Below are 15,042 nucleotides of genomic sequence, written 5' to 3'. Positions count from 1 at the left end.
TGAACTCAGATAAAATAAAAAACCCTTTTAGAACGACTTCTAAAAGGGTTAAAATCAAATAAGGGATATAATCTCTAAATCATCTCCTGATTTGCAAAAAAAAAAAAACAAACTAAATTAATATTGTGTAATATTCTATTTAAGCTTCTCTAATCTTAATAGAGCTTCCATAAAATAATAATCTGCGTAAATTATAGGTACATCTATTTCTGAATTATTAGGAAGATGACCAGTAGAATGCAATAACAATGCTTCGTTAGTATCTCCGCTAAAATACGTGTCAGATTCTAATTTTTCCATCAATGCTTTAGCTGCATTTGTATATTTTTCTTTTAGCGCCTCATCTTTTACTTGTCCGGCTAATTCTAGCATTCCACAAGCTATTAAAGATGCTGCTGAAGCGTCTTTAGGTGCATCTGGTATTTTTGGATCGTCGAAATCCCAGTATGGTATTCCATCTTCTGGTAAACGTTCTAAGAAGTGATCGGCTAATTTCATAGACGTTTCTAAATATTCTTCTTTTCCTGTTTCTCTGTAAGACATGGCGAAACCGTAAATTCCCCAACCTTGTCCTCTTGCCCACATAGACTCGTCTGCATAACCTTGGTGTGTAATCCCTTTTCTAAATTTTCCTGTAGCTTCATCGAAAAGCGCAACGTGATAAATTGAATAATCTGGACGTACCAAATACTTCATAGATTTTTCGGCATGACTATCTGCGATATCATATAAACTTTTATCTCCTCCGTTTTTAGCAGCCCAAAATAAAAGTTCTAAATTCATCATATTATCAATAATCGTATTGTAACCAAGCTTAGGCACCATTACAGGCCAAGATAGAATAGTTCCAACTTTAGGATTATATAATGTAGCTAATGTATCTGCAGCGGCAAGCATTACTGTTTTATATTCTTCATTACCAGTTAATCTGTATCCATTTCCATAACTACAATATACCATAAAACCAATATCATGATTATCTGCAGGTGTATAAGCAATTTCTTTTAAGGGTGCTGTAAATTTTTCTGCTCCAGCTTTAATCACTGGATCTTTTGAATACTCATAAGCATACCAAAGCACACCTGGCCAAAAACCAGAACACCAATCTGTTACACCTACAAGATTCCAATCTTTCTTACCTTTACTTATATTTCTTGGAAAACTATCGGCCACTGTTAAAGAAGCTAATGTTGTTTTAACTTTACCGACACTTAAATCAAGTATTCGATCTGTATTGACTATTTCTACAGTTTTATCAACCGAAGAAACGGTTACATCTTTCTTTTTTGAATCGCATCCAATTAACGTGGCAGCACAAAGACAAGCTACGAAAGTTCCTTTTAGTAAATTCATATATTTAAATCGTATTAATTTTATAATTAAATCTTAAAATGGGTTTAAAATCATTTCTGTTTAAATGACATTACAATAATAGAGCGCTCTTCTTTTTTTTGGTATAAAATATGAGTCAATCTTAATAAATTTAAACCCATTTTCTCAAAAAAAAGCCTGTTTTAGTGGGCTCATTAACAATTCGACTAAAATTTTAATTGTTTTTTTTAAATCATACTAAGTCACCAGTTTTAATCTGCACGATTTAGAAGCACTATCCATTTATATTTATTTTAAATGCCTTTATTTTAAATTTAGAGTATGTTATAATATATATAAACACCCCCTCTTTTTAGGTCTTAAAATAAATAAACACCGTAATACATAAACCATATTCTTTTTTAAGACTTGTATATTAGAGCTCCTTTTAAAAATTTGTTTTTATATCAACTCAAATTTCTAAATTTATTGAGACAAGGATCTTTCTACACCACAACTATTGAAATATTGATACATTATGAAGGTGACAAACAGAAAATGTATTAAAAGGAAGAGACTATGGTATAAATTGACCCAGTTATTAATTATTTTATAACTAGATTAAATTTTTAGAGAATTAGAAGCTATTATGCTTTTTATGTAGACTAAATTTACTTCCCCTTATTTTTTGAATTCAAGAATATTTCGGCAGGAATAATGGCATCAAATTCTTTAATTTTTATATTTCTATAATAGATTTCTGCAGTTTCAGATTGAAATCCGAATATACCTTCACTGGGTTTTAAATTGAAGGCCATATTTACCACCTCTCCATTTAATTTATGAATGGCATATTCACTTCCCATGACTATAATCTCGCAATGGTTCCATTCGTTATTTATGCCATTAAAATTGGTTGTATGACTTGCCAAATGCATCCAATTTTTTTTATCTTCTAGCTTCCCACCATTATTTGGATGTAAATAAGTATTACCAGTTTGGTTACTATACCAATCATATTCGGCCCCTTTAGGTCGAATTAAATCTCCGGTATGATTTGTATTTGTAATATGGTCGTATCTAATCTGATATTCTATTCCCACAGGCCAAACAGCGTCGTTAACAACATGGTAATAGACACCTGCATCATACTGCCATTTATTAAAATTATTAGCAATACGATTTCCCCACTTATATTCAAACTTTAAAATATATTTACTGTAGGCCTTTTTAGAATATATTAAACCGTGTGTATCGTTCTCGCCTGTATTTAGTTTATACTGGTTCGGAAAATCAGCATTAAAAACATGAATCATATCATCTTCTATAGCAAATATTTTTTTAGCCATTTCTGCATCTCCACTTCTTATCTTTAAATACCAACCATCAAAATTTTTTCCATTAAAAAGATCTACGAATCCATCTTCAGATTGTGCTATACCATCTAGACTAAATGCCAGACATAAAAAAGAACATAACCATACACATACTTTCATCTTTATATTTTATTTACGAATGTGTTCTATATTACTTTAAACTCATCCAAGTTACTTGTTCCCAATTATCTTTTATAAAGGGTTGCGGTTTACCTTTAGTAGATCTTCCTGTATTAATAATTTCACTAATTGTTTTAGTCATTGTTTTTACAATCTCTGGATGTTGGAAATATAGATTTTTAGTTTCACCAGGATCATTTACCATATCGTATAATTCGTAAATAGCTTCACCAGCTTTCGGTTCTATAAGTACTGGTTCTAAAGATCCACCAGAACCACGAAGCATATTTAATTTCCACTGACCTTGTCTAATAGCAAAATGCCCTGTAAATGAATGCTGAATGACTGGACGATCTGTATCCAATTTAGACGTTGGATTTTTCATATAATTATACAAACTGAAACTATCTTCTCCAGCCGAATCAGGAAATGATGCACCTACGATATCAGCTATAGTTGCTAAATAATCGGTCTGACTAACAGGCGTCTTTACTACACCTCCCGCTTTAATTATATTTGGCCATCTCATTAAAAACGGTACTCGATGTCCTCCTTCATAAATATCGCGCTTACCGCCTTTAAAAATCAAATTACTATAATGATTATAGGTATCTCGTTGATAGATATAATTAGATTCGGCCCCATTATCTGATGAAAAAATAACCAAGGTATTTTCTTCTACTCCATTTGCTTTTAGTGCATCTAACACTTGTCCAACTCGATAATCGGTTTCTTGCATAAAATCGCCATAATTACCACAATTACTTTTACCTTGAAAATCTGGGTGTGTTGCATGTGGTAAATGCGGACTTGTTAGAGGAAAATATAAAAAGAAAGGTTTTTCTTTTTTAGATGCTGTATTAATATATTCTACAGCTTTATTTGTTATGGTTTCTAATACCAATTCGTCGTTAAATGAAGGTGCTACCTCAACAAATCCTTTTTGTTTTTCATCTTGATATGGTGGCGTCATTCTATACGTACGCGGAGTAACATCCATTTTCTTTTTAGTCCACAGTGTTGGCGGTTCTAACACACGGTCATTTTCTAAATATGTTAAAATACCGTAATTCATAGACGCTGGTATTCCGAAGAAATAATCGAAACCATGCTCTATAGGTCCTTCTTTAAAAGGTTTAGACCAATCTCTATTTTTTCCACGTTCGCCTTCAAACTCCATTTGTAAATGCCATTTTCCAACCATCGCTGTTTGATAGCCTTGTGCTTGAAGTAAAGAACCAATTGTCATTCTATCTTTTTCAATTAAGCAGGGGCCATCAGCTCGTAATACATTTTTTTTCAAGCTAGTTCTCCAGCTATAACGACCTGTAAGTAAACTATAACGTGAAGGTGTACAAACCGCATCACTACTATGTCCATCGGTAAAAATAATACCTTCATTAGCAATTTTATCCATATTAGGCGTCTTAAACTTAGCCTCCGGATTTAAAGCGCCAACATCGCCATAGCCTTGATCGTCTGTGTAAATGATTACAATATTCGGTTTTGTTACATCAGAATGCTTTGCCTGACCTACCATAAGATTAGAAAACACAAGTGCTAAAACTAACAATTGTAGAGTTTTACTAGTAACCATAATTATTATATTTTTTCTACAGTGACATAATATGCACCTAATTCTTCTTTATTATCTAATGTAAACCAGGTTTGAAGTTGTGTATCTCCGGCTTTTAAATCGACTGTAAATTCGACATATTCCTGAGTTGCATCAACAACCTTCTCTGCTTCTTTATCTTGAATTTTAATTCGTGCATTTTTTATATGTAATGCTTTTCCTTTTTTAGAAGCACTTACACTTGTACCTGCAAGTTCTGGACGAATGGCTGCTTCGGCACCTAGTGCTAAATTTGTCTCTGAAGGCCAACGACGTAATTTTAAGGTATACGTTCCGGCTTCTGCAACTTTTAATAACCAATAACCGTTATCCATAAAGCCTTGTCTAATATGTCTTTGATGCCAAGGACTTGCTGCTTTTTCTGTATGCCAATCGTGACAATATAATGTTGTAGGATTCTCTGCTTTGTCTCCTACATAAATACGTGGCAAAATGCTATATCCCGGTAATAAATCTGCCCACCAGGCATCATAAGCGGCTCTAAACTCAGCCATTTTTTCTGGATGCTGATCTGCAATATTGTTACGTTGTTCTGGGTCGGTTTTTAAGTCGTATAACTCTGTACCATCTATAACACGCCATTTTCCTTGCATAAGCGATGTTCTTCTCCAAGGTTCTGGCACATCTATACGTTGTGAATTTGTAATTACAATACGATCTTTAAAATTAGAATCGTCTCCGTTTAATAAAGGCTTTAAACTTTGTCCATCGAATTTAATATCTTGTTTTACATCTAAATCACATAAATCTATTAAGGTTGGTAATACATCGTAATGAGCAGTTAACGCATCGATATCTTTACCTACTGTTATCCCTCCATCTTTCCAATGGATAAATAAAGGAACACGGTGACCACCTTCATATTTACTGGCCTTAATACCACGCATGCCTGCATTAAACCCTTTGGAAACAAAACCATCTAATCGGTCGTCTGTTTTAGGAATTTGAGCTCCTGCAGATGTTCCGTTATCGGTCATAAAAATTAAAATAGTATTATCGATTAATCCGCTTGTATTTAAATACTCTGTAAGCTTCCCTATATTTTCATCTACATTAGCAATCAATCCATAAAAAGCTGCACTTGGGATATTCTCATTATCTTTATAAGGATCTGAATATTTATCATCTACAAAATACGGTGTATGTGCCGCATTAGTTGGCAAATAACAAAAGAAAGGTTTGTTTTTAGCTTTATTATCGGCCATAAATTTCATAGCTTCATTAAACCAAATATCTGTACAGAACCCTTCAAATTTTTCTAATTTCCCGTTATGGTGATATGTATCATTAAAATAATCGTTATCCCAATAATCCATAGTTTGCTCTATACCGCCACCTCCAAGAACTAGTACTTCTTCAAAACCTTTATCTTGAGGTCTAGATGGATAATTATCTCCTAAGTGCCATTTTCCAAAAATTCCAGTAGCATAACCATTGTCTTTCATAATTTCTGCTGCCGTAGTTTCATGCTCTAAAAGTATAGAACGGCCATTTACCGTATGCCAAACTCCTGCTCTGTTAGCATTGTGTCCTGTTAATAAGGCCGCACGTGTTGGCGCACAAGTTGGGTTAACATGATAATCTGTAAATCGTGCACTCGAATCGTGCAAAGCATCAATATGTGGTGTTTTTATATACGGATTTCCCAAGGAAGCGATATCGCCGTATCCTTGATCGTCTACCAAAATTAAAATTACGTTTGGTTTTTCTTCTTTAACAACTTCAACTTTTTTCTCTTTAGAAGAACAAGAAGACAGTGCTATTAAGCAACATAAAATTAGAAAAGAATAAGTTGTTGGTTTGAAATTATTTTTCATTAGAATATTATTATTTTAATACCGAAGGTTAAAATCTCTTATGCCTACTAAAGTATTATTTAATTCAAACCATATATATAACTTATGATGCATTCTATATAAGTTATGCTTCATTTACAACAATTGTTTACATTCTACTTATATTTAATAGTTATATTGAATTAATTGTTTTGTACTAACAGCTCATTTAAATATGTTGGATAATTTGCACCACCTCCATCACCTCTCGTGATAGAATCTCCAAAACACATAATGTTTTGATCTGGTTTTAATAGATGATTTGCTTTTAGAAACTGATATACGTTTTGTGCAATAAATCGATATCCTAATGCCGTTGGGTGTACACCATCTTTTTTTTCGCTGTTCTTTTCATTTTTTATGAATACATCCTGATTGTGCTGTGGTAAATTCAGAGCTTTAAATTCAGCATTCAAATTATAAAAATGGATTTTATTTTCTGTAGCTAATGCTTTAACAATTCCGCCTACTTTATCTATTTTCTCATTTGGAGTTTCTTTAAATACCGCACGATCATGTCTAGTGAAAAGATAAACACTATCTACTGGAATAGGACTCATTAAAATCAATTCCGATCCGTTGGATTTAATCTTTTTAATCAAAGTTTCTAAGTTAGCTGTGTAGGTTTCATAATCTATCATCTTATTAGAATTCAGCATATCGTTGGTTCCAACCATCATAATCACTACATCTGGATGCTTTGCTAGGACATCTTTGTCTACACGTCTTAACAAATCAGTTGTCGAATTTCCGCCAATACCGGCATTCACAACTTTGTTCTTTTGTTCTGAATTCGTTACGGTACAATTCACAGATAAATCGTTCAACTTCACGGGCATTCCTGTGTAATTAAATAACTGAATATTTTTAGCGCCAGCATAAGTTCCACTAGGTTTATCTGGGTTTCTATAACGGTGCACATCATCCCAAAACGATTCTCCAAAAACGATAGGAGTTTCAACACTACGTTTTTTATTTTGATAATTACGAATGGTAATATGATGGCCAGATCCATTAATTTCCGCTAAGCGCGATACGTTGTACTCACTTACAGCATCGGTTAACTCTAAATCAATGGTACAGTTTTTTATGTTATTACCCACAAAAGTAATTAGCGGACCATATAAAGCATCGCCTTTAGAGTGTTCAATAACGCCGTGATCTCCTACAGAAAATCCCTTTTCCTGACACCCAATAGCGGTTGATCCTACAATTTTAGTCGGTGGTAAGTTGGCACTTAAATCGAAACCGGAGCGCATGTTTTTAACGGTACAATTAATAACCGTTACACCTTGAGTTCGTCTGCCGCTTAAACCTCCAGAAGGATAGGCTCTAATACCGTCTTCAGATAATGATTTTATTTCGTTAGGCAGAATGACTCCTGGCGGATAATCACTTTTAAAGCCCACGCTAAATGCAGGACCAGAAGTTTCTGCAAGTATCTCGTTAGTAGACCGCTTTTTACCTTCTACATAGCAATCTTGTAGTAACGTATTTACCGCGCCTTGCATAAATATACCATGACCAAAGGCATGAGACACCACTTTACACCCCAATAATTGCGTATTTGTGCCTTCTACTAGTAACACCGAATGTTTTTGAGTTTTCACCAAAGCATTCCCTCCTTTTCCTAACAAATGACCATACCCATACGGGTAGGATCCATGCACAAATAAATCGGCATTTTTAATGATATTATCATCCCCCATAACGCGTAACATTTGTACACGTTTTGCAGGGACATGATTTCCAATATCTTTTCCTTTTAGGCCTTCTATATAATTATTGTTTCCGCTCACTAAAAACTCGCTAAACTCACTTTTAGGGTAATTATCATGCAATTTACCATCAATATTAAGAGTCACTCCGGTTAAAAAATACTGACTGTTATTTCCTGAAAAATGAATGAGAGAACCAATACGGAAATCGCCCTTATGCTTATTATTTTCAACATATTTAAACACGCTTAAACCTCCTATTTTAATAGAATTTATAGCATATTCTCCAGGTTTCATTTTAACTACTACATTGCTCTTAGCAGCATATTTCGCTAACTTTTCTACTGAATTTATAAATATAGTGTCCTTTGAAACAGGTTTTGCATGCGCTATAAAAACCGCCATGATCATAAACACAAGGCTAATTATTTTTTTCATGTTATTATTTATCTTTAGTTAATGATGGGTAAGTTTTAAAGTAAGTGCCTTTTTAAAAAATTTAATTATCAGTAGCTAGAGCTTGATTTGTTGCAACTAACACCTCATTCACATACGCTTTAATAGTGACCTTTATATTTGCATCTTTAATATGGGCTATACGAATAACTTGTTTCTTTCCGTCTTTAAGATACACGGTGAGTTCGTTTTCATTTTTCGATGTGATCTTAGAAATTGCAGATGCATTTTTATACGGTTCTAAAACCGTTAAAAACTGAGCTTCTTTACCAGATACCCGAACGCCATAAGTTGCTCGATCTGGATTATTTCTGATGTCGCGTTGCTTACCTCCATTTGGATAACTTGCCACTACAACATCCGCTTTTTTTGGCCAAAGGGTATGGACATCCAACTTCATATCATGCTCTTGAAATTGGACTTCAGTCCCATCTTTTGACTGATACCATTGTGCGTTGGTAAAGTATTTGTATTGAGAATTTGAATCGTCACTTAATGTTGGCTTTATGCCTCCTTTGGCTTTTGTGCCATCAATAGATTGAAATCCAACAGGATGTAACATCCAATCGTAAGTATGTTTTTGAGGGGCTTGCATATAGTCCGCTATAACAACATAATCATCTGTTACAATAGAAAGTCTACGTTGTAGTACGGGTTCAAAATCAGGTTCAAAATCGAAATCATTCCATGGAGGAAACAGGTCCTTATTAAAAATGGGAATCCGTCTCCATCGGGCTTTTGTTTGTACCACAGTCGCTTGCATGATATCGCCCTTATAAAACAATAGTTGTTCTGATGGTACAGCTTCTTGCTGCAATCCATCAACCACAACCATATTGTGAGTTGCCGAAGCTTGCACACTCTCCTTATATCCAGGATCGCCATAACCAAACCACACCATTTCGGTTCCAAAATACTTATGTCCGTAACGGTTTAAAGCAATCATTCCGGTTCTATCTAAATGTCCATGCCAACCGCCATGCGTTCCAAATTTGAAATAGGCTTGAATTTGGTCTTCTGGGGTTTTATTTTTTGGTTGAGAACGCAAGGCTACCAAGCCAACATTAGACACATATTCTGATTCTGATCTAGGATCTTCTACTTTAGGAAGTTCTGCAACACCATACAACAACGATTCCCAACTATCTCTTTCAGATTTACTGATTACCCAAGCCAAATTTTCTTGCCCAAAATGTCTATAAGCCAATTCATAAAACTCATGAGGTTTTGAAACCGTTCCGTCGTTATTAGGAATTAAATTAGCGTCTTCATCCATCATAGGAATATAAGCGTTCACCATTTCTTTAAGGCCTCTGGTACTGCTACCTGTAGGTCCCCAAATATCAAATTTCATTCCCGTATAACCTGCTTTTACATTTTCAAAATCTTTACTTTTAAATCGCATAGGAAAACGTCTGTCGTATAAATTCCATCCGTAATTTTCAAAAGCTTGAGCGGTAAGACTAAACCTTTCGGTTACCAAATAGCAATACCCCGGAGTCCCTTCAAACCACCAACCATCGGCCATTATTCCTTTGGTCATTTGATCTATAAGACCGCCATCACTTTCTACAAAATGATTCACTGCGGTCATATCTTGAAGAAAAAGCGCCGTGATTACAGCTCCAACATTGGCACTGGCTTGATGGTTCATAATACCTATAGGACTCATATGCTCACGATCTTGCTCTAAATACAAACGCATCGTATTTTCAATATTCTCACGCTCTTGTTTAGTCAAAACATCTTCACCATATAACACATCACATATGGCTGCTAAGTACATAAAGAAATTCCCTTCATGCACCTGAACGCCCGTTGTTGCTGCACCAATAGATAAATACCCGTGTTCCGGATCTGTGACCTCTTTAACTAACCGAAGTACTTTATTTAAATACTCCTGATGCCCAGTAAATTTATACGCTAAGAGTACTTGAAAAGCCTTCTCGGAATCGGAAGCATGATAAGAAAGACTTTTCCATCTGCGCGTATTTCTAGCTAGGTCTACAATTTTTCGTTCTGGTACTTCGTATTGATTTGCAAAATCTATTAGTGCGTCTAAATTTTGTTTCGCCCAATCGACATGCTTCACCTTGTCTTTAGCTTCTGCTAACACGGCATCCGTTACAAAAATGAATGGATGTGGTTTATACCGTACCGTAATAAATTCTAAAGTTTCAATACGTGTATTCCCTTCATTTTTTATATCTAAAAAACTTGATTCTTGTCCGCCAACAGGAATTCTATCACTGACTTGAACTAAAAATGCACCGTGATACACTTGATTTCCCTTAACTGTAACTAAGGTATCTTTTAAAGTAACCTGACAAGCTAATGTTCTTGGATTTCTAATTTGAACATGATACACGTGTTCCGTATCAGTAACATTATTAATTTCAAATGAGTAAGTAATGGTTTCATTTACTTTAGCCACTTTGGATTGGTGCGTACTACTTAAAATTATGTTGTGATCCGATTCTCTAGCCACAACAGTGATGCTAAAAAGAATACCAACGAGAACAATTAAGTTTTTGGTTTTCATGAATTAATTTTTTTTGTATTAATATGTTTTAGTTTCCCAAATAAGCCCCATGGTCTTCAAGCTCTTGTTTTAATTTAGCATACTCTAAATCGTTAGGCAATACATGTTCCATTACAGATAAGCCCGCAATAGTTCCTGCACCTTGACCAATGGCCATGGCAATAGGTGTAACTCGTAATCCAGCACTGGCATGATGATCGGCACCAATAGCACGCCCAGAAAGCACCAAATTATCAACTTCATTTGTTAATAATGAATCTTTAGGAATGTAATACGCGCCTTCATCTTTTAGGTGAACCGTATCTGTATTTCCACCATCAGGAGAATGAATATCTAACGGATAACCACCAACAGCAATAGGTTCTTTAAATTTTACTTCATTTACCAAATCTTCTGCACAAAGCACATATTTAGCATGCGGATGGCGAGATTCTCTAATCCCAATATGTGGTGCTGTACTCACAAAAGTGGCATTTTCAAAACCTGGTGCGTAGTTTCTAAGAAAGTTAAAAATTTCGACACATTGTTTACGTCCCATAGTTTCCGCTTTACTTAAGTCGAATGGATTTAAAGGGTCAAAACCAAGCACACGAGAGGTATTAAAAATAAATTCGCCTTCAGTATTGGTTTCAAAAAACAACACATTATCTCTAGGCACGGTAACCTCGCCTTTAGCTTTGGCTGCATTCCATAAATCGTAAAAGCCCCATGTAGAAATACGTTTGGTTTTCTTAAGAATTTCGGCTTTATTGGCAGAACGTTCTTCAGCATCAAACTGATCCCAATTATTAATCATGTATTCCCTAAGTTTTTCAGTATTTACATTACCCACTTTAATATTGGTTGTCATGGGTTGCGATTTATTATCTTCCGGACGCCCTTCTGTAAACGGTACGCCAGAGAGTTTAACGATTTCACTATCTCCACTAGCATCTACGAATATCTTAGCAGGAATTTCTTGAATGCCTCCTTTATTATGAATAAATACAGATTTGATTTCTCTACCTTCTTGCGAAATATCAATCAGACGCGTATGGTATAATATTTCTGCACCAGCTTCTCGCACCATATCTTCTAAAGTTACCTTTAACATTTCAGCATCAAAAGGCGTTACGGTAGAACAATATCCTGTACTGTCTAATATATGTCCTGGACTAGCCCCTTTTTCTATTAAACGATTCACCATTTCATTTGGAGAACCGAACACTAATTGTCTTCCTGCTTTATTATGAAAAGTCATCATCGGACCAACTCCCATCGCAGTTAACGATCCGCCTAAAAAACCAAATTGTTCTATTAATAATGTTTTGGCTCCTGTTTTGGCTGATGCAATTGCTGCATGACTACCTGAAACACCACCTCCTACAACAATGACATCAAATCCTTCTATTAATGTGGTTTTAAATGTTTTCATTTTAATTATTCTTTTAATTATTAATGTTGATTTTATATTTAAACAACAGATGTTTGATTTCCTGTATTGGTTATTATTTTTGAATGTATTAGTGCTACAATAATTACAATTAAGGCTCCTACAGGGAACCACCAAAAGAAACTGATGCCTTCGTAATGCATCCACGCAATAGTGAAAACAGCAATAATAGCACCTGACACTATTCCTGTAAAATTTCCTTTTCTCATCAAGGCTAAAAAAGCAATTCCTATTAAAGCACCGTATGCATAGCCGGGAACTTTAAACCCTAAAGCTAATAAGCCCCCATCTTGAAAAAAGCTAAATCCATATGCCAAAACTGCTAAAGTAACGCCCCAAACAACTATAGCTATTTTAGAGATTTTTACCACTTTGTTTTCGGCCATGGTTTTTAATTTAGGAAATACTAAAGTTCCTACGCCCATAACACTTGTTTGTGATAAGGCTGTTAATGCTGAATCTAAAGTAGAAATACCTGCGGCAAACATGGCTGCTATAATTAATCCAGAGATACCATTTGGTAACTCATTAACAACGTAATACGGAAAAATTCTATCAGGCTCTGAACTAATGGAATTATTGACTAGTTCTGATAATGGATTAATATTGTAATATGCTACCAAACCAATACCTACAAAAGCCATAATCCAAGTGGTCGCTACTCCTACTACTGAAAAAGCAACCGCTTTTCTTGCTTCTTTTAAATTTTTACAACATAAAGCACGTTGAGTCACGACTTGATCTATAGCATTAGATCCAAATTCGAAAAAGGTACACCCCAAAACACCAACCCATAAGGTATACGTTTTATGAGGGTCTAAAGACAAATCAAAAAGCACTAGTTTTGCTTTTTCATCTGCAATATTCATCATTTCGCCAAAACCTCCTGGTATATCTCCAATGGCATAAAACAAAGCAAAAAAGGCACCTAAAATAAAAATGACAAATTGAATAGCGTCGGTCCAAACTACAGTGGTAATTCCTCCAATATAAGACCATACCACTGCAAAAACAGCAATAATAACAATGCAAACTACCGTGTCTTGTCCGGTAATAACACTTAATACCAGAGCGGTTCCTAATAATCGTACGCCTTGACTCATAGTTGCTCCAATCATAAAAAAGGCACGAGATAACTGACTCACTCTAATACCTAATCTATTCTGAATAAAATCATACGGACTAAAAATGCCTTCTTCGTAATATTCTTTTAGTAAAACAAAAACAAATAGCACATTCCCTAAAGCAAAACCAATTGTCATTTGTAAATAGGTTAAATTTCCATTCATAGAAAATATAAATGCGGGTACTGCTATAAATGTAGCTACACTTGTTTTTGTTGCTATTAACGATAAAGAAACAGCCCACCAAGGCAGGTTGTTTCCACCTTTAAAAAAAGCATCTAAACCTTTGTCTTTATTTTTAACGAGTTCGCCAATTAAGGTGGTTCCTAAAAGGAAAACGATTAAGATTACCCAATTTAAAGTTGAAAAATGACTAGAGGCTACTTCATTCATATTTTGAGCAAAAAGTACCGAACAACAAAATAAAGCTGCAATTATTATTATTATTATTATTATATTTTTTTTCATAAATCTAAGCGCATCAAATTTAAAACAAGTCAACTTTTTTTTAAGCATAACTTTCCCTTTGCAGACAAATTACCTACATCTAAAACCACTTGTTATTTAAGCTTTTACTGTCTGATTAAAATGTATTATTACTAAAAATAATTACCCGAATTATTTAACACCTCCCTCAATAATAGCTTTAGCATCTGAAGGATTTGTTTTTTGTTTTCCTGTTAGTAAATAGATTATCATCCCTGCGTCTGAAGGATCAAAATCTCCTTTTTTAACACAGGTTAGTTGTCTAGAATACAACCAATCTAATTGTTTTTGCATTTCTTCTGAATGATTACGGATTGGAGATGTTTTAATCCAATCGAATAATGCTTTGGGTGCTTTCATGCCATTATAATCATCTCCTCCATTTTGATTAGCAATTCTATCAATGATCAATCCTTTAGACTCGAATTTATCTTGTATTTCTTTCCATGTCCATCCCGAATGCTGTTCCCAATCATATGGTTTATCTGCATGATTATCATTCCAGTTTGAATGTGAAATAATACGAACGAATTTTAATTTAGAAACATGTGCCTTTTCAATAGCACTACCAACCACATGCATAGGTCCTGCTGCTATAATAGTTAGCGGATTTTTTTTTGAAGATTTATTAATTTCCTTAATAATTGCTTTTATCGCTTTTGTAGAATCTTCTACAGCTTCAATAAAATTAGAATTCTTAAAATTATAAATTTCTTTGCCTTCTAAAGCACTTATACGCATTTGCGCTTTGCCTTCACTTTTATTATGATTACTGCCCCAAATGTGATCACTAAAGGTATATACGGTTAATTTATCCTGCAAATTATGAGCTGCCAACAAGGCGAGCGTAAATGGTGTTGCTGCCCAATCGTCGTGATCATGTTCATTCCCATCTGAACTTACTACAATTCTACCGATACTATAAGGTATGGTTTGTCCGTGAAAAAATTGCGGTATGCATAGTAACATGCATGTGAAAAAAATGATTTTAAAATATTGCATATAT

General features: G+C 34.5%; 9 protein-coding genes. All 9 read right to left on the bottom strand.

Features of this window, described 5'->3' with window-relative positions:
• Nucleotides 1–135: 135 nt before the first annotated feature.
• Entirely contained in the window at nucleotides 136–1,353 is a 1,218-nt protein-coding gene (locus Q1B05_RS11430) for a glycoside hydrolase family 88 protein (RefSeq protein WP_299780767.1), read from the bottom strand.
• 629 nt (nucleotides 1,354–1,982) lie between these two features.
• Nucleotides 1,983–2,807, bottom strand: coding sequence for a DUF1080 domain-containing protein (locus Q1B05_RS11425; RefSeq protein ID WP_299780765.1), 825 nt, complete (start codon nucleotides 2,805–2,807; stop codon nucleotides 1,983–1,985).
• Between the two features lie 31 nt (nucleotides 2,808–2,838).
• The gene (locus Q1B05_RS11420; protein ID WP_299780763.1) at nucleotides 2,839–4,404 is read right to left on the bottom strand and encodes an arylsulfatase; all 1,566 of its coding nucleotides are present in this window, start codon (nucleotides 4,402–4,404) and stop codon (nucleotides 2,839–2,841) included.
• A gap of 5 nt (nucleotides 4,405–4,409) precedes the next feature.
• A complete protein-coding gene (locus Q1B05_RS11415) occupies nucleotides 4,410–6,260 on the bottom strand; it encodes an arylsulfatase (RefSeq protein ID WP_299780761.1) in 1,851 nt (616 codons plus the stop codon).
• Between the two features lie 161 nt (nucleotides 6,261–6,421).
• The gene (locus tag Q1B05_RS11410) at nucleotides 6,422–8,434 is read right to left on the bottom strand and encodes a GDSL-type esterase/lipase family protein (protein WP_299780759.1); all 2,013 of its coding nucleotides are present in this window, start codon (nucleotides 8,432–8,434) and stop codon (nucleotides 6,422–6,424) included.
• Nucleotides 8,435–8,495: 61 nt separating this feature from the next.
• A complete protein-coding gene (locus Q1B05_RS11405) occupies nucleotides 8,496–10,994 on the bottom strand; it encodes a heparinase II/III family protein (protein ID WP_299780757.1) in 2,499 nt (832 codons plus the stop codon).
• 28 nt (nucleotides 10,995–11,022) lie between these two features.
• Nucleotides 11,023–12,408 carry an FAD-dependent oxidoreductase gene (locus Q1B05_RS11400; RefSeq protein WP_299780755.1) on the bottom strand — a complete coding sequence of 462 codons (1,386 nt, stop codon included), beginning with the start codon at nucleotides 12,406–12,408 and terminating at the stop codon, nucleotides 11,023–11,025.
• A 38-nt stretch (nucleotides 12,409–12,446) separates the two neighbouring features.
• Complete coding sequence (locus Q1B05_RS11395; protein ID WP_299780754.1) at nucleotides 12,447–14,018, bottom strand: hypothetical protein; 1,572 nt, start codon at nucleotides 14,016–14,018, stop codon at nucleotides 12,447–12,449.
• A gap of 150 nt (nucleotides 14,019–14,168) precedes the next feature.
• Nucleotides 14,169–15,005, bottom strand: coding sequence for a hypothetical protein (locus Q1B05_RS11390; RefSeq protein WP_299780753.1), 837 nt, complete (start codon nucleotides 15,003–15,005; stop codon nucleotides 14,169–14,171).
• Nucleotides 15,006–15,042 lie beyond the last annotated feature (37 nt).

It is taken from the genome of uncultured Formosa sp. (genome assembly GCF_947500765.1).
GTDB lineage: Bacteria > Bacteroidota > Bacteroidia > Flavobacteriales > Flavobacteriaceae > Formosa.
This window is presented reverse-complemented; position numbering and strand designations above follow the sequence as displayed.